Raw genomic sequence first — 20411 nt, 5'->3', positions numbered from 1 at the left:
CTATCACGTTAAAAACGTGGCAAAAATAGGCGATCATGCAAGTGGCTGGCTATTAAAAAGAGGAAGAACTCGGTGTGGAGATAAGATCCTTCGATCCAGGGCACGTGTATCCGCATGTACTTATGTTGAGTGGATGAAGTCGGAGTGTGCGCATTGGAATTTTAAGGATGATCAAATGCTATGCGAAGAGTTCTCTTGATGCTATCGGCAAAAGAATCATCATAACCGTGCCCTGTGAATGCGATCGCCAGAGGGCCTTTCAGCGGGAGTGCATTATGTATCAACTGGGTCGAATTGTTGTCTTGGTAATTGTTGCATCGCTCGGCTTTTCCTCATGTCTGCTTGCCGCCGACATGTCTCAAGGCCTGACTTGCCCGCCCGGGTGGAATGACAACGTATCCGCAAGGGGTAATGACCTCCTGAAACAATGCGTATCTCCTTCACAGGATGCCTTTATAGAATTGTACTCCTCGCGGGCGCAGGACGTGCCGCTCGGGAAGCTGCTTGACGCCTGGGCCGCCGAGATGACCCGGCGGGGGCTTCCTTTCCAGAACCTTGTCTCCGAACAGCCCGGACAGATTTCAGGCTATCCTGCGGTAACGCGCGTCTATTCAGGGCACATCAATAACGGCGCGCAGTTCGACTCCTCCCTTGTGGCCTCGCACTATAACGGCATGTGTTACGTTTTCCAGGGGTTGTCCCTCAAAGGGCGGGAGCAGGCGAGACAGCAGGTCCGGCATGCCATGAATACCTGGTACTATCCCGGCGCGTCTCCCCGATCCTCGGGGAACTCGAATGCCCTGCCGCTCGGGGCGGGCAGTTCTTCCGGCAAAAGCCATAACGGGGTTTCCGGGGGAGGCCTTCCCGCGATTTCCGGAACGTTCATCTCCGATAGCCAGGACTATTGGGGCGGAAATCACTACTACCGCATCTACCATTTCTACGGAAACGGAACATACATCGACGGAACCAAGAATGCGAAGACGGGCCAGGTGAAGATGGGTAATCGCAGGCAGACCTTCAAGGTGTCGAAGTCCGGCAATTCCTATGTTGTGAAGGGCAAGAGCTCCTGCACCGAAGGATACGTTACCGATACCGAGGGCAATGCCGTTACTCGTTTCAAGAGCGGATGCTATAGCTCCGGCGGCAAGGCGATGTACTTCCGTCAGGCCACAGGGAACGCATCGCTCAATAAGGACAGAGTTAAAACGACTGGAACGCCGACGATAGCCGGAACTTTCATCGCCGATAAAAAGGATTACTGGGCCGGCAGCTATCACTACCGCATGTATCAGTTCAACGGCGATGGAACCTATGTCGAGGGAAGCAAGAACGCCGCAAGCGGCAAAGTCAAAATGGATACGAAGACAAAGCGCTGCAAGATATCCAAGTCGGGGAATTATTACGTCGTGAGCGGCAAGGGTTCGTGTACTGACGGATACGTGACCGATACTGCCGGGAACAAGATAGTCCGCTTCAAGAGCGGATGTTATAGCTCCGGCGGAAAGGCGATGTATTTCGAGCTGGTCAGATAGACGAAGCCTCACTGGTCCTCATGTGATCAGTGAGGCTTTTTCTTTCCATCGGCCCGGTGGTGGAGTGTGCTCCTTGCCTTGTTGAAACGTCATGTGACTCTGTGGGCGGTGCTTATGAAGAATCAATGTGTACTGATCCTGGTTAGCCTCTTTGCGGCTTTCCTGTGCGCGGGGTGTGACAAGGACCCGGTGGATAGAAAGATTTACGAGCAAGACTTCTGCTCCCGTTATCATGAAGCTTTTCCTGCCTGTGATTGCTTCTTGGATCCAGCCGTGGGGCTCGGGGAGTATGGAGATGGCGCTTTATACAAGTCGGGAAGAAATATCCGCAACAAGGACGACGCGGAGGCCTTTTTCAATAAATGGCTCTTTACGGTTCAAAAAGGGTATTACGATACCGAAAGAATAGAGAAGGATACGAGGATCGAATGCCAAAGTCTTGGATTCGGTTTTTACAATTGCTTTGTGTTCAATGAGTTTTACGTGACGGTATCTGATGATGGCGACATCTATAAAACGGTTTGCATGGAGTAGTGAGTTTCATTTTTTATACGGATTGATTCAGCCAGGTTGGTAAATAGATAGTCTTAATGGTGTGCTACCCCATCACAGGATCACTATGAAGAAATTACAACTGTCATTTTTGGCTATCGTTGCCGTCACTCTCCTTGCCATGGGCAATCCGGTCATCGCAGCGGATTATCCCTCCTACACCTTGCATGTGCCAAGCGGTTGGAAGGATAACAAGGGGCTGGGCAGGGACATGCTTCGTCAGATAACCGATCCGGGCAACAACTCCATGATCGAAGTGTATTACGGCAAGGAGTCTCCCGACACGCTTATGGTGCTGGCGGACCAATGGGAAGCCGCTGCCAAGGGCCGTGGAATCCCCTACATGACAGATCGAAACTCCTCGGGATTTCATGATTATCCCGGGACGGGGGTGCGAGCCCTGAAAAGGGAATACTCCGGTCGGCAAAATAATATTGCATTGGGCTGCCAAATCTATTTCATGAAATATGATGGATTCACCGTCGTTGTCGTCGGCGTCTATCCCCTGGATTATCCGGATTACCGGGAACCGTTGCTGCATGCGCTGGCCTCCTTTCGGCCGGGGACCGGGAGCCCCGGAGGGGCGGTAGAGCGCCGGGCATCTTCTTATGCCGCTGTAGATCTGGTTGTGGCTCTGGAGGGCGCCTCCAACCTGGAGCCGGCTTTCAACGTGAAGATGCCTGACACATGGCGGGCGTCTCTGGCATCAAGCAGCTCTGTCAAAATTGAGAACCCCGATATCAAATACAATTTTTTAGGGGTTGATCTAAGCTATGCCGAGAATGCCTGTGGAGATGAGAAAACGTATCTTGAGCTTCTCGGCAACAACCTTTCAGAACAGTTCGCAATGCAGTTCGCAGGGTTCGAACTCGGCGAAATGAGGGTGTCTCAGAAGGGAGGAAAGCCGGTGCTTCTCTATTCCTTCAAGTATTCAATCCCGGGCACTGAGAATGTGCGTGGCAGCGCCACACAGTGGAATTTCTTCGTTGAGGACAGGTTTCTTGTCACGCTCTTTTACACCGCCCCCGAGTTTTCCTCTGCTTCTTTTCAAGGCGAGATCCTTTCGGAAGTTTTCGCGTCCTTCGAACTCCGGCCGGCGTGGGGCAGCTTTGCGGATGGCCTCACAGCATATTTTTCAGGGGATTACCGAAAGTCTGAAATCCTGTTGAAGGAAAGCCTTGAAACGGAAAAGAACGACACCTGGCTGTGGTATTTCACGGGCCTCAGCGTGCAGGCCGTGCACGGTCTCGATCAGCTCGCTTTCTCAAGTGAGTGCTTTGCCAAGTCGGCCACGGTGGACCCCGGGAATATAAAGGCTCTCAACCAGTTGGCCGCATGCTTTATGGTCATCAAAGATTTTGAGCAGGCTCATGCGATATTGAATGACGCCCTTCAAATCGATCCCCTTGATGAAGAAACACTCTTGAACCGGACAAAACTCTTTTTGCAGGAGAAGAATGGCGATCAGGCGCTCGCGACCGTCACTACGCTGTTGTCCACGCACCCGGACAATGAAGAAGCCCTCATGATACGGGATAAACTCGTCCAGCTGAAGGAGTCGGCGCTGTGATAAGCCCCTGTCCGGCGTAAAAGAAGAAGGACCTCAAGCACGTGGCTTGAGGTCCTTCTTCTTTTTGGGCTTTGGGGCTAATCCACGCGAGTGTTGCATGGATTCCAGAAGGAGGGAGGGGAAGTTCATGACTCTTCATCCGGGTCCTGTTCGGTGGTGTCGTTTTCGGCTTCCGGAGTTTCAACCTTTTTGGCCAGTTTGCGTTTTCTCTTTTCTTCCTTCTTCTTTTTTTTGGCCAGCTCTTTTTGACGCTTGGCGAAGCTGTAATTGGGTTTGGCCATGGCTTTCCTCCCTGGCTTGTTTGCCGTCGTGGCAAAGATACGAAAAAGCCGCCCCTCCCGAGAGAGGGACGGCAAGAATGCTCACTGATGTGAAAACGGAGGCTACCAGCGCGGCCGCTCGACGCGGGGCTTGGCTTCGTTGACCTTGAGGTTGCGACCGCCCAGGTCCTTTCCGTCCAGGGCTTCGATAGCGTCGCGAGCAGCGCTGTCGTCGCTCATTTCGACGAATCCGAAGCCGCGGGGACGACCGGTCTCGCGGTCTTCGATGAGTTTGACGGAGGTGACTTCGCCATATGCCTCAAAGGCGCTGCGTACTTCATCTTCCGTCGTGGACCAAGCCAGATTTCCTACATATAAGTTCTTAGACATTGTTTCTCCCTAGTGAGTATTGTGCCCGCCACTCTGAGATGGTGACGTCGGCGTTAAATGGAATGCTCTAGTTGTCTTGAAAAATCGACCAGGTTGTCCGGATTGCCGGAAAACCATGTATATGTTTAAGCCGCTTCGGGACGTCTTTGGGATTTACGTCTCTGTCCACGATAGCGGTTCTTCGGCTTCTTATGTTGAGGGGCAGCGCTCTTTTCGTCGAATCTTGTTTCAGCTCCATCCACGCCAGCGCATGCAGGCTGTTCGATGGAGATTTTCAGCATCCGCTGGAGTGCCCTCATTTGGTCGGCATCATCCTGAGTCACCAGACTGATGGCATTGCCGGCTCTGCCTGCCCGGCCGGTCCTGCCTATGCGGTGAGTATAGGTCTCGACGGTGTCCGGCATATCATAATTGATGACATGCGTTATGCGGTCGCAGTCGATTCCCCGTGCGGCGATGTCCGTGGCGACCATGATCGAGAATTGGCCCGTACGAAAACCGTTCAGTGCCTTTTCCCGCTGGCCCTGGCTCATGTTCCCTTGCAGGAATGTGCTGTCGTGGCCGATTTGGGACAGCTTGCGTGACAGGTTTTTCGCCTTGTGCTTGGTGCGGGTGAAGATGAGCATGCTCTGGTGCTCGGAGCGCTTGATAAGGTCTTCGAGCAGGGCTGCTTTATTCTTGTTGTGCGTCGAGTAGAACGTGTGCTCGATGCTGGCTACCGGTGTCGCCGTGTCGATCTTGACCGTTTTGGGATTGTTGAGGATGCGATCGGCAAAGCTGCGAATGGATTTGGGCATGGTTGCGGAAAAGAGCAGGTTCTGTCTTTTGGCCGGAAGCTTCGCCAGGACTCGCTTGATGTCGGGCAGGAAGCCCATGTCGAGCATCCGGTCCGCTTCATCGAGCACCAGGGTGTCGATCGCATTGAGGTGGACTGCATTTCTCGCAATGAGCCTGACGAGTCTTCCCGGACAGGCAACAATGATCTGAGAAGACTTGCAGGCCCTGATCTGCGGCTCCATGCCGACTCCGCCGATCACGATGCAGCTGCGTATGCCCATATCGCGGGAGAGAGCAGTGAAGTTCTCATTGATCTGGAGCGCCAATTCCCTTGTCGGAGCAAGCACGAGAACTTTCGAAGCGTTGCGGGGGGATCGGCTGGAAATGAGGCGTTGCAATATGGGCAACGCAAAGGCGGCGGTTTTACCGGTTCCCGTCTGAGCCAGGCCCAATACGTCGTGACCCTGGAGGATCAGCGGGATGGCTTGGCGTTGGATGGGGGTTGGTGATTCATAGCCGCAAGCTTTGACACAGGCGTCGATACGCTTGTCAAAGGAAAAAGAGGAAAAGGTCATAAAAGCCTTGGGTGAAAAGAAGTGATGACGACTGCGCGCGACGGCAATCGAACCTGAAGCTTTCAGGTGGTAATCGGATGGCTCTGGTACGGAGAGTAAATCTTCGACTGACGTGGAACGTTAGTTGCCCAATTGGGGCTAAGAAGTAGTCATGCGTCCAGTCACGCTGAGGCCTCCTTGTCAAACATTTTTTGTCTGAAGTAAAGGTTTATTTTGAAAACTCTTTCAGATTAAGAGTGTTCAGGGTTTAACCATTTGGTTTTAAATATGAAAATAATGAGTGGCCCATTCGGTTTTTTTGTGATCTGATCGCCGATATGATGATGGACCAATCCCTTCGGTTGGAGGGGTGCCCGAAAATCAACCAATTGGGAAGTTATGGAAAATTTACCGAATTGTCCGCAGTGCAACTGTGAATACGTGTATTCCGACGGCAGCATTCTCATCTGCCCGGAGTGTGGTTTCGAATTTCAGGCCGAAGAGGCTGAAGAGAGAGTCTACAAGGACGCCAACGGCAATGTCCTGGTCGACGGCGACACCGTCATCGTCATGCAGGACCTCAAGGTGAAGGGCGCGTCCGCTCCCATCAAAAAGGGGACCAAGGTCAAGAACATCAGGCTCGTGGAGCCCGAGGACGGCGTTCATGACATCTCCTGCAAGATCCCCGGATTCGGCGCTATGATGCTGAAGACGTCGGTCGTCAAGAAGGGCTGATCAACGGGGCTGAACCGAACCGAGAAGACAAAGGGGCATCAAGTCACGGCTTGTTGCCCCTTTTTTCATGTTTTATTTGGCCTTGCGGCACCGCCTGTATGGAAGCGGGGTGGATTCAGAGGCGTGCCGGAGTCACTGAAGGCGCGCCTTGGTTGCCAGTCTTTCCCAGAAGCCAGGCCTGTGCCATCGCTTCGTTGGTGAAGGAGCGGTGGCTCAAGTTGTCGGTTTTCAGATTGTTGACGTCAAGCAGTCGCGTGTCCGGGGTCAGCATGGCTATTTTCAACCCCATAGCCAGGTAGTGGGGCAGGTTCAGCGTGGCCAGGAGCTCCAGCAGAAGCTCTGAGTTCACCTTGGGCGGAAAGGAGCGTGTGTCCAACAGGATGCGCCAGTTGTCCCTGACCCATGCGGCCAGGATGATGTATTTGGAGAGCGCTCCTATATCCTTGTTGTCACGGGGGTAGTCCTGGGCGATGAAACGGATGAAGCCCTGGTGCTCCACAATGGTGTATTGCCAGATCTTGTCGTCTTCAAGAGGTGTTGCGTGAAACTTTTCAGTGGTCATGCGTGCAGGGAACATGGTCGGTAACTCTTCTGGTTGTGGATTGAAAACCGTAAACCATGGCAAACCGTTTCCCGACATCCTGGTGGCCGAATTGCTTCCGCCGGGATCCATGGCGAGAGGGGCTTGCCCGAATATTCGGCAGCATACCGGGGCGGTCTTACAAAAAACTAACGCTGACCGGGGTGTTGATAATAACTAGACAGATCAAGGGGCCGGAGGTAGCTTTCGGCTTGCGCCAACGACGCCAGCAAGCCCAATCAGATCATGTCCCAACTCATCCGCCGCCGCGAAGCTCTCTCCCACTGCGATCTCTTTGAAAGATCGGATTACAGGATCCTTCTTGTCCAGGCCCAGGCGGGGCAGGGGAAGACTGTCCTGGCCACGCAGTTCGACGAGGCCTCCCGAACCCCTTTCGCCTGGACGACATGCTCCAGCGCCACCAATTCCCCCCGGCTCCTGTTCGAGAAGGTGCTCCATGGCCTGTCTACCACGCTTTCCGGGTTTTCTTCGGACGCCCTGTCCGAGGCGCTGCAACAGCAACTGGTAAACCCGGAGTTCGTGGGGATCGCGTCGGCCAGCCTGGGGGGAGCTCTCGAGAAATCAGCGCGGCCAGTCATTCTTGTCTTTGACGATGTGCATCTGCTGAAGAGTGGCGATCATACGCTGGATTTGCTGAAGGCACTGGTTGAAACCACCCCCTCTTTCGTCAAGTTCATCTTTATCTCACGCTATCCGTTGGCCATGGACGGGAAGCCGCTTTTCCCCTCCTCCGAGCTGATGCAGATAGACAAATCCCTTCTCGCGTTTTCCCGCGAGGAAATAGCCTTGCTCTACAATGATGTCCTGGGCGAACCGGCGGGCACGAAAAAGATCCGGCAATTGTATGAGGCCACCGAGGGCTGGATATCCGGCCTCAAGCTGCTGCACACGTCGGGGACCATCCGGCGACTGGTGCATGCGGATACCGCCTCTCTCGGTTTTTATTTTGATGAGCTGCTGCTCCCCTCCCTGACTCCGGCGGAATACCGGGAGATGGCGCGGCTGGCGCTTCTTGAGGAACTGCCGGAGGCCCTGCTCCGGTCCAACGTCGATCCGGCTGTTGTGGCCTGGATCAACGAGCTGGTAGACAAGAACTGTTTCGTCCGGGTCTTGAAAGGCGAAGGCGCGAAGGTCTTCAGGCTTCATCACATCTTTCAGGAATATCTCGCCAGGCAGGCCGACGATCTGCTGACGGATCAGGAAAGGGCGGAGTTCCTGTCCCGCGTTGGCGATTGGTGTATCGCCAACGACAGGGAAAAGGAGGGGCTGCTGTATTACACCCAGGCGGAGGACTGGCCGCGCATGGCAGAGGCCATGCGAACGCATTGTCTCCCGCTGCTCGCCCTTAATCATCACCATCTCCTGATGACGGTCCTGGATGCGGTGCCTGATGATATAGTGAAGGCGACGCCTTGGCTGAGTTTCGCCTATGGCGTGACCCGCATGTTGCTGGACCCGGCCCGGTGCGAGCCTGCGTTGCGGCGCGCCATTGATTTGTTTCGGGGTGAGGATGACGGCTTCGGCGAGTTGTTGGCCTCATGCAGCCTGCTGAACTTCCAGTTTCTTATCAGCGGGGCGTTCGAGCGGAACAACCAACTACTGGAGAGGGCGATCCTTCTCTTCGAGGCGTTGCGCGGCGGACTGCCTGCTCCCATCGTCGTTTCCTGCGCCCAGGCCATAGCCGTGGGCATGGCTCATTATCGCGGTGATTTCGAAACCGGCAGGGAATATGCCCGCATTTCAGACGAGCTGACCCCTCATGGAGACACGTCGAAAATATGGGCCACAATCGTATATACCCTGATTCTGGCGCTAAAAGGGGATGTGGAAGCTGCGCTCGAACTCCTGTCGCCCTATTTCGTGCAGAGCAATTCGCAATGGCTCAGCTTTGCCACGAGGTTCTCCACCTCCATCATCGAAGTGAATTATCTGCTTATGGCGGGCCGCGTGACGGAATACAAGCTGCTGAGCGCCGAGCTGCGTCGGGAATGGAAAGACGTACTGCGGAATTCGTATCTCGGCGTTTTTCTCGACGTCTGGGATCTGGACGTCCTGCTCAGCGAGGAGCGGCATGAGGAGATGGTGACATTGTGCGAACGGACCCTCGCCGATCAAGACGCGCTTTCACCGCACATTGTCAGCCAGCTGCTTCATTACGAGATGATGGCGCACGCCCATCTCGGGCGATGGGATGCCATGGAAAGGAGCATGCGCAGGGCGTTGCGTATCCGTTCCAATGCGGGCGGGCCATACTTCGTGCACCTGACGCTGAGTCTGTCGGCGTGCGCGCTCTCGCTGGCGGGCAGGGAACGTCCCGCCACGCGGCTCGTCCATCGGTCCGGCAAGGTCCTGGACGGAGCGTTGGAGCCGTATCAGGGCAAGGTGGCGCAGTCCTATCTGGCGGCACTGTATTTGCGCAACGGCGAGACGGACAAGGCGCGGGAATTGACTCGGCTCATGCTCGGCAGGATGCGTCAGTGCGGCAACCGGTATTTCTTCGGGTGGTCGCCCCGCGTCATGCGGCCAGTGCTCTCCTTTGCCGTGCGGGAAGGGATTCATGCCGGTTTCGCACGCGGCTTGGCGCGAGAGCGGTTGGCATCGGATATCCTTGACGACGGGACGCTTGTCCCCTTTATGCACGTTCATGTTTTGGCGGGCACGAAGCTCGTCCTGGGCGATGAGGCCATATCGGGGAGAAGCCTGTCTCCGGCTTGGAGAGAGATCATAGCCATGCTCGCCGTGGAACCTGGACACGAGCTGGACGTCCAGGACGTCCAGTGCCGACTGTGGCCGGACGAGGACCCCGCCGACTCCCGCTCGAAATTCGACACGATGCTGTCCCGGCTGAGGTCCAGGCTTACAAAGGTATTCGGCAGGGATGCGGTGAAGCGCCATATCCAGCTCAAGGCGCAGCGTCTGTCTCTTCTCCATTGCCTGTTCGATATCGGAAAGGTCGCCCACTATGCGGAAGAGGGGATCGCGTATGCGGAAAAGGGCGGCTCCTGGCAGGCCCACGCCGCGTTCTCCTGTATGGAGCATTGGCTGGGTGCCGCCCTGGCGCGGGATATGGATCGGCGTGGACTGTCGGACGCCCTTTCCCGAATGTTGCTCAGGGCGCTGGGGGACTGGCTCGAGATATTGATCAAGGCGAACATGAGGGAAAAGGCGCTGGCCATTGCCGACATGGCCCTTGTCCTGGAGCCCGTCAATGACACCCTGCACCGCCAGCGTTACAATCTCCTTTCGGCGCTCGGACGGCCTTCGGAGGCGGCCCTGGCATTGAGAAAGTACAGGGAGATTCTCCGGGAGCATGATTTCGGCGCGGAAGAGATCGACGACATCATCGATTCGCTCCTGCACGACGGATAGCGCGGGACGGCTCGCGTTTAGCGATTCCCTTAGCGGTTGTTTCTGGTAACGCCGGAGTCCGGCAAGAGGCGAATCCGTTGTCGCGGCTGGTTGAGGGCGTGGGCCTGAATCCCCGGCCGTGCGTGCTTGCGGATGTCGTTGTCGACCAGGGCGGTGAAGCGCATGGTGTCCTCCTCCGGGAACGGCATGTGGTAGACGATCACGTGGCGGGGCTGGAATATTTCATTGATGATGGCCTGCCCGTCCGCGTTGTGGAAGAAGAGCGGGTTCACGAAGACGGCATCCAAAGTCACGCCCCGGAGGGGGAGTTCGTAATAGGCTGCGACGTGGTCCGCATCCCCGGTGAAGAGCAGGTTCATGCCTTCCAGGGACAGGAGCAGGCAGTCGTTGCGCACGGCCTGGTATTGCGGCCCCATGTGCCGGGTGCCGATGGCGGTTACCGACAAGTCTCCGGACAGTTTGAACTCCCGCGTTTCGCCCGGTTCCAGGCTCATGGTCCGGTGGGGCACGGCCTGCTCCTCGGCATATTCAAGCAGGCTGCCCAGGGTTTGCGAACCATGGCGCTCGTTGGGGAGGAACAGCCCCTTGACCGGGCGTTGCCGAACATGGTTCAGAACGAGTCCCGGCGTGAGGTGATCCGGATGTTCATGGGTGAACAGGATATAGTCGAGATTGGCGAACGGCTCCTGGCCGCGCCGCATGAGCTCCAGGTCGGCTCCCGGGACCTTGCTGAACGGCCCTTCCTCGCTGTGCATGCCGTCCACGAGCAGGCCGATGCCGTTGTGCTCGATCAGGACTCCGGCGTTGGCCACGAGGGTGATGTCGATATTGCCGTTCATGTCTCTCTCCTTGAAGCTGTGTGCCGCAGCAGGGCGGGCGGGAATCAATTACTCGATTTTTTTGCCCATGTCATGGGCGCCGGGGAGCCGGAGTCCGGATTTGGGGCGATCAGCCGTGAATTTGCGCTCCGGTATGAAATCAACTAGAAAACAACGCCACCAAGCCGGAGGAAGGACGGCAGGGCCTGACCTCGATAGCGGGGCAGGGGCGATAGTATGTTTTTACGGAAGGGATGGCAGACATCCCGCCAAGAGCAAAGGGATAGGGTCATCATGAGGGACATCAAACGGTTCATTGCGGGTTTCAAGGATTTTCGAGATGAATATTTCTGTCGGGAGGATTCCCCGTTCTGCAAGTTGCGGGAGGGCCAGACCCCGACCACCATGGTCATCGCGTGCAGCGACTCGCGGACGGACCCCTCGCTCATCATGCAGTGCGAGCCGGGCGAAATCTTCGTGGTGCGAAACGTCGCCAATATCGTGCCGCCCTACGAGTCCGACGCCGGTTACCACGGCGTCTCCTCTGCCATTGAATACGCGGTAAAGCACCTCAATGTAGCCAACATCATCGTTCTCGGCCACAGCTCCTGCGGCGGCATCGACACGCTGATGAAGGACGACGCCGCCGAGGACAGCGAGTTCATCAACCGCTGGCTGTCCGTGATGAAGCCGGTGCGCGACCGGGTGGTGGAACATTTCGGCGAGGTGAACAAGAAGTCCTGCACGGCCTGCGAAATGGCCGGGATTCTCCGTTCCGTGGAGAACCTCATGACCTTTCCCTGGATTGCCGAGCGCGTGGCCCAGGGAACGCTCGACCTGCACGGCTGGTATTTCGACATGGATAGCGGCCAGCTGCTCAGCTACCTGCAGCAGACCAAGGCGTTCGAGCCCCTGACCTACCCTTGCCCCAAGCTGGATTCGGAAGACGCGCCAGCCTCGGAGACTAGCTCACCGGTGAAATGAAGTCGTCAGGTTTGATCACAAGGATCGAATCCTTGAGGTTGGCCACGATCTTTTCGGCGGTGTTGCCGACCAGCATCCCGGGGATGCCTGTCCTGGCCACACTGCCGATAACCACGATATCCATCTTCTGCTCGTCGGCGTAGTGGGGGATGAGCCTGTCCGGATTCCCGTGCAGGATCTTTGTCTTCACCTTGTCCGTGAGCCCCAGCGAATCGAGGAGCGTTTGGAGCTCTTCCCCGGCTTTTTCCCGCTCGTATTGCAGGTAGTCGTTTTTTTCCTTTTCCCCGAAGCGTGGGCCGGAGAGCATGGATTCCATGTAGCCCGACCAACAGGTGATCACGTGCAGATGGCCTCGCAGGATATCGTTCAGGCGGCTTCCGTGCTCCAGTATCTTTCTGTTCAGCCTTCGGTTCTCCTCGGATGGAGCGGAGGTGTTGAGCGCTACGAGGATTCGGATGGCTCCTTTCCAGAGGTGGCCGCGATGAATCCAGACGGGGCAGGGACACTTGCGCATGAGGTGCATGGCCGTCCCGTCCGGCGGGCCATCGTCTTGTTGCGACGCCGAGATCAGCAGATCGTACCCGCCTTCGCGGACCATACGTATGGCCTCGACGAAATCCTTGCCCCAGCGGACTTCCCGTTTGATGTCGGTTCGTATGCCCTGTTCTACCGTTTCCTGCTTCAGCCGTGACTCGTATCCCTCGATCACGATATTGTGGAGGTCTATGTGGTGGGATGTGAAGTAATCCGACACGGGGCTGGATGGCTGTTCGAATATGTTGAGAGTGGTCAGTTCGGCTCCCGCCCGATCACAGAAGTCGTCTGCATGTGCGATCAGGGAGCCGTCAATGGAGGAGCCTGCATACAGGAGTACCTTTTTGAACATACTCGTATTCCTTACTGGGCCTGACGTTGGACGTGTCACCTTGCCGGGCGTCTTTTGCGGTCGATTCTTTTGGGACCGGGCCCGATTTCCGGCGGGCTGACGGCGTAATTTTCTCCATTTAGTTTATGGCATTCGACCGTGAAGGTGTCAAACGATGCCTTTTCCCCCCTTGACGTCTCCCTTAGTTTATTTCAGTTTTTACAATACGGCATCCCCAATGATCACACTATGCTTCCGACGGAGAACCTATGGAAACCCTGCTGAATAGATTCTGGCATCACTTGGACGTGGACGAAGTGGCGCGAATCCTGGACACGGACGGCGACAAAGGGCTCGATGTCTTCGAGGTCGAGCAACGGTTGGAGCGGTTCGGCGAAAACGTCATTTCGGCAAAGAAGGAACGTACCGCCTTTGAGAGGTTCCTGCTGCAGTTTCACCAGCCCCTCGTGTATATCCTGATAGCGGCCGGACTGGTCACGGCCTATCTGGGCGAATGGGTCGATTCGCTGGTTATCCTCGGCGTTGTATTGGTGAATGCCATGGTCGGCTATCTGCAGGAGGCCAAGGCCGTGAAGGCGCTCGATTCCCTGTCGAGCAGCATGTCGGTGGAGGCCACAGTGCTGCGCGCCGGAGAGACCGTCAGGCTGTCGGCTTCGGGCATCGTGCCCGGCGACCTGGTCCTGCTTCGGTCGGGCGACAAGGTGCCGGCCGATGTGCGCATCATCGCTCACAAGGAATTGCGGGTCGACGAGTCCACCCTGACAGGCGAGTCATTGCCAGTCGGCAAAGGGACCGAGCCGGTCTCCTCGGATACCGTTCTGGCGGAGCGTTCCTGCATGGCGTATGCAGGCTCCCTGGTCAGCTCGGGACAGGGGCGCGGGCTCGTCGTTGCCACCGGCAACAAGACGGAGATAGGCCGCATCTCGGGAATGATCGAGGCCGCTGATGAGCTGGAAACGCCGTTGACGCGCAAGATCAGCCGTTTCAGCCATGTCCTGTTGCTTGCCATTCTCGCCATGGCCGCCGCTTCCTTTGTGCTCGGCCTGCTTCGCTCCGAGCCGGCCACCGAGATGTTCATGGCCGCCGTGGCGCTGGCCGTGGGCGCCATCCCCGAGGGGCTGCCCGCCGCCGTGACCATCATCCTGGCGCTGGGCGTATCCAGAATGGCCGGGCGCAAGGCCATCATTCGAAAGCTGCCTGCGGTGGAGACCCTGGGGGGAACCACGGTCATCTGCTCCGACAAGACCGGAACTCTGACCGAGAACCAGATGACGGTTCAGGAGGTGAACAGCGGCGGCTCGTTCTACTCGGTTTCCGGAGCAGGGTACGACAGCGAGGGAGAGTTCTTTCCGGCCGGAGAGCCGGGGGCCGACAAAGCCCTGGCGGAGTGCATGCGGGCCGGGCTGCTCTGCAATGACGCGCGCGTCTTGAGCAAGGAAGGGCGGCACGTCGTCGAAGGCGACCCCACCGAAGGGGCGCTTATCGTCGCTGCCCGCAAATACGGCATGCGGCAGGAAGAGGAAAACCACGACCTCCCGCGTGTGGACGAGTTGCCCTTCGAGTCCGAGTGGCAGTACATGGCCACCCTGCACGAGCGCGATGACCTCCGCGTGGTCTATGTCAAAGGCGCAGTGGAAAAGGTTATCGGCTGCTGCAGCAGCGCCATGGACGCCTTGGGCGAGACCGTGCCTCTGGACGAGCGGTCCGTTGTCGAGGCCCAGCACGCCATGGCAGCCAAGGGGCTCCGTGTGCTTGCCTTTGCCCGCAAGGAGTTGGACCCCGGCGAGGGGCTCGTTCGGACGGACGGTTGCGCGGGGATGGTCTTCCTCGGGCTGCAGGGGATGATCGATCCTCCCAGGGAAGAGGCCCGGCGCGCTATCGCTGCCTGCCAGGACGCGGGGATCGCCGTCAAGATGATCACCGGGGATCACGCCCTGACGGCAGAGGCCATCGGGCTGAGGCTCGGGCTGAGAGGCGTTGATTGCACCATCGGCGAGACCTGTCCGGTACTGACAGGCAGGGAAATCGCCGACTTGAGCGACGCCGAGCTCATTGAGCGGGTGCCCGGTATCCCGGTATTTGCTCGGGTTTCGCCCGAGCAGAAGCTCCGTTTGGTCATGGCGTTGCAGAAAAACGGGTATGTCTGCGCCATGACCGGCGACGGCGTGAATGACGCCCCGGCATTGAAGCAGGCGGACATCGGCATTGCCATGGGCATCACCGGCACCGAGGTCGCCAAGGATGCCGCCGACATGATTCTGACCGACGACAACTTCGCTACCATCGAGGCCGCGGTGGAGGAAGGGCGCGGAGTTTTCGCCAACCTGGTGAAGTTCATCGCTTGGACGCTGCCAACCAATGCGGGGGAGGGATTGGTCATTCTCGCCGCGATCCTGTTCGGCGCCACGCTGCCCATCATTCCCGTCCAGATTCTCTGGATCAACATGACCACGGCGGGCTGCCTGGGCATGACGCTCGCCTTTGAGCCCAAGGAGCCGGGCATCATGAATCGTCCGCCTCGCGAGCCGGACCGGCCGCTTCTGGACAGGACGATTCTCCGTCGGATCGGCATTGTCAGCCTTTTGCTGCTTGTGTTCGCCTTTGGTCTGTTCGAGTGGGAGATGTTCAACGGCGCGACGCTGGAAAAGGCGCGAACCATGGCGGTCAACGTGTTCGTAAGCGTGGAGGCTTTCTACCTCTTCAACGCCAGGTCCTTCCGGCTGTCGCCGTTCGAACTGGGGTTCGCCAGCAATCGGTGGGTTGTCGGAGGCTTTCTGATCATGCTGTTGCTGCAGCTTGTTTTCACCTATGCGCCGTTCATGCACCGGCTGTTCGCCAGCGCACCGCTGGGAATTTTCGATTGGGTGAAAATCGCTGCCTGCGGGCTTCTGGCCTACGGCATAGTCGAATTGGACAAGAAGCGAAGCTCGTCCGACATTTAGGTCTTCTCTTGTACATGGCGTGAGTTCAGCGGCCGGGCCCGTCCTCCTGGCCCTGGCCGCTGCTCCGCCTTGCCAACCGCGCTCTGATGCTTTAACTGGGCATGACCCCCCTTAGAGAGAACATCATGAGCAACACCATTCGCACCATACTGGTGGACGACGAGCTTCCCGCTCGGGATGAACTGAGCTACCTGCTGTCGTCCCACCCGGACATCGAGATCGTGGGCGCGGCGGACAACGCGGCCGACGCCGTGGACGCCGTATTCGCCCACCGGCCGGACCTCGTGTTTCTGGACATCCAGATGCCGGGGCGGAACGGTTTCCACGTCCTCAAGGAAGTCATGACCATGGACCCCCGGCCCCTGGTCATCTTCGTCACCGCCTTTGACGAGTATGCCATCCGTGCCTTCGAGGAGAACGCGGTGGACTACATCCTCAAGCCCGTGGACAAGCGGCGGCTGGCCGCCAGCCTGGAGCGTGCTCGCAAGCTGCTCAAGCCCAGCGTGGCAGAGGACTCCGGCGAGGTGCTGCGTAAGCTGCTGGCCGACGTGGGCATCAAGCCGGGCATTACCCGCATCAGCGTGGAGCATTCGGGCCGTAATATCCTGCTCAACCCGCGCGAGATCGTCTATTTCGACTGCCGGAACCGCCGAATCTATGCGGGAACGAGGGACGACGCCTATCCCTGCGCCGCCGATCTCACCCTGGAACGGCTGGAGGAGCGGCTCGTGCAGTATCCCTTTTTCCGCGCCAACCGATCCCAACTGGTCAACCTGGCTCTGGTGCGCACCTATGCCCCGTGGTTCAACGGCAAGTATGTGCTGACCATGAACGACGTGCAGGAAACCGAGATCACGGTCAGCAAGGCCCGCGTGCGGGACTTCAAGGCCGTCATGGAACTGTAGGCGGGCCGCACGTGAATACCTACGAAATCATTCTGACCCTCGCCGAGCGGTTCGGCCTCATGGTGGGCGTCATCTTCCTGGTGATGACCATCATGCCGGTGCAGCGCATGCATTTCACCAGCGAGGACTCCCGGTCCCGGACCATGCTGATCACGATCCTGTTCGGCCTGTTCGGCATCCTCGGCACCTACACCGGTAACGCGGTGTTCGACTCAGTGGCCAACCTGCGGGCCATGGTGGTCATCTCCGGCGGCCTGTTCGGCGGTCCGGTGGTGGGCATCGGAGCCGGACTCATCGCGGGGGTGCACCGTATCGTCACCGACCTTGCCGGGTTCAGCGCCTGGCCGTGCGGCATCGCCACGGCCGTCGAGGGACTGGCCGCCGGGCTGTTGTGCATGCGCCTCGGGGACAAGGCCCTGAACTGGCGCATAGCCGCCGGGCTGGCCCTGGTGGGCGAGTCCCTGCATATGGGGCTGGTCCTGCTCATGTCCCGGCCCTTTCCGGACGCCGTGGCCCTGGTCAAGCTCATCGCTCCGCCCATGCTCCTGGTTAACGCCTTTGGCGCGGCTTTGTTCGTGGAGGTGATCAACCTCTTCTCCCGCGACCGCGAGCGGCGCGAGTCCCTGCACGCGCAGATCATCCTCGACATCGCCAACATGGCGGTGAGCTACCTGCGCTTGGGGTTGAGCCTGGAGACCGCTGCGGCCACCGCCGAGATCATCTACAGCCGCGTGGGGGTTGCCGCCGTGGCCATCACCGACACGCGCGACGTGCTGGCCCACGTGGGCGCGGGCGACGATCACCACCTGGCCGGGCGGGCCATCCGCACCAACGCCACCCGAGAGGTGATCCGGACTGGCGAGTCCACGTTCATGCACAGCTCGGACGCCATCGGCTGCAACCACCCGGACTGCCCCATGACCTCGGCCATCATCGTCCCGTTGAAGAAGAACGACGAGATCGTGGGCACCCTCAAATTCTACGGCAGCCGCACGCGGCCGCTCAACGCGACGCTCTACGAAGTGGCGCGCGGGCTGGCCAATCTCTTCTCCACCCAGGTGGAGCTGGAGGAGATCCAGATCAAGGAGCAGATGCTGGCCCACGCCGAGATCCGCCGCCTGCACGCCCAGATCAACCCCCACTTCCTGTTCAACTCCCTGAACACCATCACCTCCTTCTGCCGCACCAACTCGGAGCGGGCCAGGGAGCTGCTCATGGACCTCTCTCTGTACATGCGCCGCAACCTCGACCTGAGCCGTGGGTTTATACCCCTGGGCGATGAGCTGGAGCAGGTCCGCTCCTACCTGGCCATCGAGCAGGCCCGCTTCGGCGACCGAATCGCCGTGGAGATGGAGATTGAGGAGGGCTGTGAAGCCTGGCCCATCCCGCCGCTTGTCATCCAGCCGCTGGTGGAGAACGCCATCCGCCACGGCGTCCTGGGGCGCAAGCAGGGCGGCTCGGTCCGGCTCAGCGCCGGGCGCGAGAACGGGCATTTGAAGGTCACTGTGGCCGACGACGGCGTGGGCATGGACGCCGAGACTTTGGACCGGGTGCTCTCGCGTGAGTATGCCGATTCCGGCACCGGCGGCATCGGGTTGCACAACTGCCTGAGCCGCCTTGAGCACATTTACGGCTCGCAATACAGCCCCTCCGTGGAAAGCGCACCGGGCGAGGGCACCTCCATAGTGCTTCGGGTGCCGGACAGGAGCTGATCCTTCAGTCGCCGGATCCGTTCATTCAGTCCCGGAAAGGGGCGTTTCGGACGGAAACCGTAGAATCATCCGAAAAAGACCTCCTATAAGAAAGCACGCCGCCCAGCGGCCAACTATCTTTTGGAGGTTTAAGATAATGCTATTCTTTTTCGGTTGCATCGCCCTGCTTATCGCAGGCTATTTCATCTACGGGAAGTTCGTGGACCGCGTCTTCGCCCCTGACGCCAACCGCGTCACCCCCGCCATCGCCATGCAGGACGGCATCGACTACATGCCCATGCCCAAATGGAAACTGATCTTCATCCAGGTTTTGGACATCGCGGGCATCGGCCCCATCTTCGGCCCCATCCTGGGAGCCCTCTATGGTCCGGCTGCCATGCTCTGGATCGTCATCGGCTGCATCTTCGGCGGTGCCGTGCATGACTACTTCAGCGGCATGCTTTCCGTGCGCAACAACGGCGCGTCCATTCCCGAGGTCGTGGGCGAGCACCTCGGCATGTCCGCCCGCCAGATCATGCGCCTCTTCTCCTTCGTTCTGCTCATGCTCGTGGGCGTGGTCTTCGTGCTCAGCCCGGCCAAGCTGCTCAACGGCCTGACCGGCATCAACACCGGTATTCTGGTGGCCGCCATCTTCGGCTACTACTTCCTGGCCACCATCCTGCCCATCGACAAGATCATCGGCCGCATCTATCCCCTGCTCGGCGCGCTGCTGCTGACCATGACCGTGGCTTTGGTCGTGGCCCTGCTCTTCAGCGGCCATCCGATCCTGCCCAACCTCGACTTCATGACCAACGTCCATCCCGGCGACAAGCCCATCTGGCCGCTGCTTTTCATCACGCTGTCCTGCGGCGCCATCTCCGGCTTCCACTCCACCCAGTCGCCACTCATGGCCCGCTGCATGACCGATGAACGCCAGGGCCGCTCCGTCTTCTACGGGGCCATGATCATCGAGGGCATCATCGGCCTGATCTGGTGCGCCGTGGGCCTGTCCTTCTACGACTCCCCGGAGGCCATGTCCGCAGTCATCGCCGCAGGCTCCCCCTCCGCCGTGGTCGCTGAGGTTTCCCGCTCCCTGCTGGGCTCCGTTGGCGGCGCCTTGGCTATCGCGGCCGTCATCGTCCTGCCCATCACCAGCGGCGACACCGCGTTCCGCTCCACCCGCCTGATCGTGGCCGAGACCTTCAAGGTCAAGCAGGATGCCGGCTTCAAGCGTCTGATGATCGCCGTGCCTCTGTTCGTTATGGGCTACGTCATCTCCACCCAGAACTTCTCCACCATCTGGCGTTACTTCGGTTTCTCCAACCAATGTCTCAGCGCAATGGTACTCTGGACCGCCGCCGCCTACCTGGCCCAGCGCGACAAGCTGCATTGGATCGCTTCCATACCGGCGACCTTCATGACGGCTGTCTGCGTGACCTTCATCTGCAATGCCAAGATCGGATTCGGTCTGTCCTACGACGTCGCCGTAGTCGCAGGCATCATCGGCGCACTGGCCGTGTTCGGTGCGTTCATGTTCAAGTACGCCCGTTCCGGCAAGCCCGCAGTAGAGTCCGCCTAACCGTACGGTCGGCAACGGATACCATTAACGCTGCAAGGCCCGCTCCCATTGGGAGCGGGCCTTTTATCTGTGACGACTGCGGCTGCTGGGCTTAAATCCCTCCCGGTCTGTACTGTTGTTGAAGCGATTGTCCGGGTTTTTCGGAAAGTATGTGTAAAAAAAGTCGACAAGGTGTCGGTGAGGTATGCATTTGCATTTGATCTTACGGGTTCCATAGCCGATAAAACTCTAATCGTTTATATGGTTTTGGATGCTGTGAAAAA

General features: G+C 58.4%; 16 protein-coding genes. 10 read left to right on the top strand and 6 right to left on the bottom strand.

What is annotated here, in order from left to right:
- Nucleotides 1–275 precede the first annotated feature (275 nt).
- The 3 genes from GM415_RS01885 to GM415_RS01875 all read left to right on the top strand — a co-directional run bounded on the left by GM415_RS01885 (nt 276) and on the right by GM415_RS01875 (nt 3657).
- Entirely contained in the window at nt 276–1535 is a 1260-nt protein-coding gene (locus GM415_RS01885; protein WP_158946148.1) for a hypothetical protein, read from the top strand.
- 66 nt (nt 1536–1601) lie between these two features.
- A complete protein-coding gene (locus tag GM415_RS01880) occupies nt 1602–2069 on the top strand; it encodes a hypothetical protein (RefSeq protein WP_158946147.1) in 468 nt (155 codons plus the stop codon).
- A gap of 85 nt (nt 2070–2154) precedes the next feature.
- Entirely contained in the window at nt 2155–3657 is a 1503-nt protein-coding gene (locus GM415_RS01875) for a tetratricopeptide repeat protein (RefSeq protein ID WP_158946146.1), read from the top strand.
- A gap of 125 nt (nt 3658–3782) precedes the next feature.
- On the opposite strand, the gene GM415_RS17945 is transcribed toward GM415_RS01875, so the two are convergent.
- The 3 genes from GM415_RS17945 to GM415_RS01865 form a co-directional block, all read right to left on the bottom strand.
- Entirely contained in the window at nt 3783–3938 is a 156-nt protein-coding gene (locus GM415_RS17945) for a hypothetical protein (RefSeq protein ID WP_199244324.1), read from the bottom strand.
- Nucleotides 3939–4040: 102 nt separating this feature from the next.
- Nucleotides 4041–4307 carry an RNA recognition motif domain-containing protein gene (locus tag GM415_RS01870; RefSeq protein ID WP_158946145.1) on the bottom strand — a complete coding sequence of 89 codons (267 nt, stop codon included), beginning with the start codon at nt 4305–4307 and terminating at the stop codon, nt 4041–4043.
- Nucleotides 4308–4432: 125 nt separating this feature from the next.
- Nucleotides 4433–5659, bottom strand: coding sequence for a DEAD/DEAH box helicase (locus GM415_RS01865; protein ID WP_158946144.1), 1227 nt, complete (start codon nt 5657–5659; stop codon nt 4433–4435).
- A gap of 378 nt (nt 5660–6037) precedes the next feature.
- Here GM415_RS01865 and GM415_RS01860 point away from each other — a divergent pair, with 378 nt between their 5' ends.
- Complete coding sequence (locus tag GM415_RS01860) at nt 6038–6373, top strand: zinc ribbon domain-containing protein YjdM (RefSeq protein WP_158946143.1); 336 nt, start codon at nt 6038–6040, stop codon at nt 6371–6373.
- 115 nt (nt 6374–6488) lie between these two features.
- Here the strand turns inward: GM415_RS01860 and GM415_RS01855 are convergent, their stop codons facing one another.
- The gene (locus GM415_RS01855; RefSeq protein ID WP_158946142.1) at nt 6489–6950 is read right to left on the bottom strand and encodes a hypothetical protein; all 462 of its coding nucleotides are present in this window, start codon (nt 6948–6950) and stop codon (nt 6489–6491) included.
- A gap of 249 nt (nt 6951–7199) precedes the next feature.
- On the opposite strand from GM415_RS01855, the gene GM415_RS01850 reads away from it, so the two are divergent.
- Entirely contained in the window at nt 7200–10343 is a 3144-nt protein-coding gene (locus tag GM415_RS01850; RefSeq protein ID WP_158946141.1) for an AfsR/SARP family transcriptional regulator, read from the top strand.
- Nucleotides 10344–10372: 29 nt separating this feature from the next.
- On the opposite strand, the gene GM415_RS01845 is transcribed toward GM415_RS01850, so the two are convergent.
- Nucleotides 10373–11182, bottom strand: a complete 810-nt coding sequence (locus GM415_RS01845; protein WP_158946140.1) for an MBL fold metallo-hydrolase — start codon at nt 11180–11182, stop codon at nt 10373–10375.
- 273 nt (nt 11183–11455) lie between these two features.
- Between GM415_RS01845 and GM415_RS01840 the strand changes: the two genes are divergently transcribed.
- Complete coding sequence (locus GM415_RS01840) at nt 11456–12145, top strand: carbonic anhydrase (RefSeq protein ID WP_158946139.1); 690 nt, start codon at nt 11456–11458, stop codon at nt 12143–12145.
- Here GM415_RS01840 and GM415_RS01835 read toward each other — a convergent pair.
- Nucleotides 12126–13031, bottom strand: coding sequence for a universal stress protein (locus tag GM415_RS01835; RefSeq protein WP_158946138.1), 906 nt, complete (start codon nt 13029–13031; stop codon nt 12126–12128). The two genes, GM415_RS01840 and GM415_RS01835, sit on opposite strands and share 20 nt — an antisense overlap.
- Nucleotides 13032–13279: 248 nt before the next feature.
- Here GM415_RS01835 and GM415_RS01830 point away from each other — a divergent pair, with 248 nt between their 5' ends.
- The 4 genes from GM415_RS01830 (at nt 13280) to GM415_RS01815 (ending at nt 20148) form a co-directional block, all read left to right on the top strand.
- A complete protein-coding gene (locus GM415_RS01830) occupies nt 13280–15973 on the top strand; it encodes a cation-transporting P-type ATPase (protein WP_158946137.1) in 2694 nt (897 codons plus the stop codon).
- Between the two features lie 125 nt (nt 15974–16098).
- The gene (locus GM415_RS01825) at nt 16099–16878 is read left to right on the top strand and encodes a LytR/AlgR family response regulator transcription factor (RefSeq protein WP_158946136.1); all 780 of its coding nucleotides are present in this window, start codon (nt 16099–16101) and stop codon (nt 16876–16878) included.
- 11 nt (nt 16879–16889) lie between these two features.
- A complete protein-coding gene (locus GM415_RS01820; RefSeq protein WP_199244323.1) occupies nt 16890–18590 on the top strand; it encodes a LytS/YhcK type 5TM receptor domain-containing protein in 1701 nt (566 codons plus the stop codon).
- Between the two features lie 136 nt (nt 18591–18726).
- Complete coding sequence (locus GM415_RS01815; RefSeq protein ID WP_158946135.1) at nt 18727–20148, top strand: carbon starvation CstA family protein; 1422 nt, start codon at nt 18727–18729, stop codon at nt 20146–20148.
- The last annotated feature ends 263 nt before the right edge of the window (nt 20149–20411 follow it).

It is taken from the genome of Pseudodesulfovibrio cashew, assembly GCF_009762795.1.
Taxonomy (GTDB): domain Bacteria; phylum Desulfobacterota; class Desulfovibrionia; order Desulfovibrionales; family Desulfovibrionaceae; genus Pseudodesulfovibrio; species Pseudodesulfovibrio cashew.
Note: the sequence above shows the minus strand (reverse complement) of the source record. Positions and strands in the feature narration are given on the sequence as shown.

Bases quoted from the DNA above. Each gene is read 5' to 3' on its own strand.
- GM415_RS01830 (WP_158946137.1), top strand. From the start codon at position 13,280: ATGGAAACCCTGCTGAATAGATTCTGGCATCACTTGGACGTGGACGAA.
- GM415_RS01845 (WP_158946140.1), bottom strand. From the start codon at position 11,182: ATGAACGGCAATATCGACATCACCCTCGTGGCCAACGCCGGAGTCCTG.
- GM415_RS01875 (WP_158946146.1), top strand. From the start codon at position 2,155: ATGAAGAAATTACAACTGTCATTTTTGGCTATCGTTGCCGTCACTCTC.
- GM415_RS01850 (WP_158946141.1), top strand. From the start codon at position 7,200: ATGTCCCAACTCATCCGCCGCCGCGAAGCTCTCTCCCACTGCGATCTC.
- GM415_RS01885 (WP_158946148.1), top strand. From the start codon at position 276: ATGTATCAACTGGGTCGAATTGTTGTCTTGGTAATTGTTGCATCGCTC.
- GM415_RS01840 (WP_158946139.1), top strand. From the start codon at position 11,456: ATGAGGGACATCAAACGGTTCATTGCGGGTTTCAAGGATTTTCGAGAT.
- GM415_RS01825 (WP_158946136.1), top strand. From the start codon at position 16,099: ATGAGCAACACCATTCGCACCATACTGGTGGACGACGAGCTTCCCGCT.
- GM415_RS01835 (WP_158946138.1), bottom strand. From the start codon at position 13,031: ATGTTCAAAAAGGTACTCCTGTATGCAGGCTCCTCCATTGACGGCTCC.
- GM415_RS01855 (WP_158946142.1), bottom strand. From the start codon at position 6,950: ATGTTCCCTGCACGCATGACCACTGAAAAGTTTCACGCAACACCTCTT.
- GM415_RS01870 (WP_158946145.1), bottom strand. From the start codon at position 4,307: ATGTCTAAGAACTTATATGTAGGAAATCTGGCTTGGTCCACGACGGAA.
- GM415_RS17945 (WP_199244324.1), bottom strand. From the start codon at position 3,938: ATGGCCAAACCCAATTACAGCTTCGCCAAGCGTCAAAAAGAGCTGGCC.
- GM415_RS01865 (WP_158946144.1), bottom strand. From the start codon at position 5,659: ATGACCTTTTCCTCTTTTTCCTTTGACAAGCGTATCGACGCCTGTGTC.
- GM415_RS01860 (WP_158946143.1), top strand. From the start codon at position 6,038: ATGGAAAATTTACCGAATTGTCCGCAGTGCAACTGTGAATACGTGTAT.
- GM415_RS01815 (WP_158946135.1), top strand. From the start codon at position 18,727: ATGCTATTCTTTTTCGGTTGCATCGCCCTGCTTATCGCAGGCTATTTC.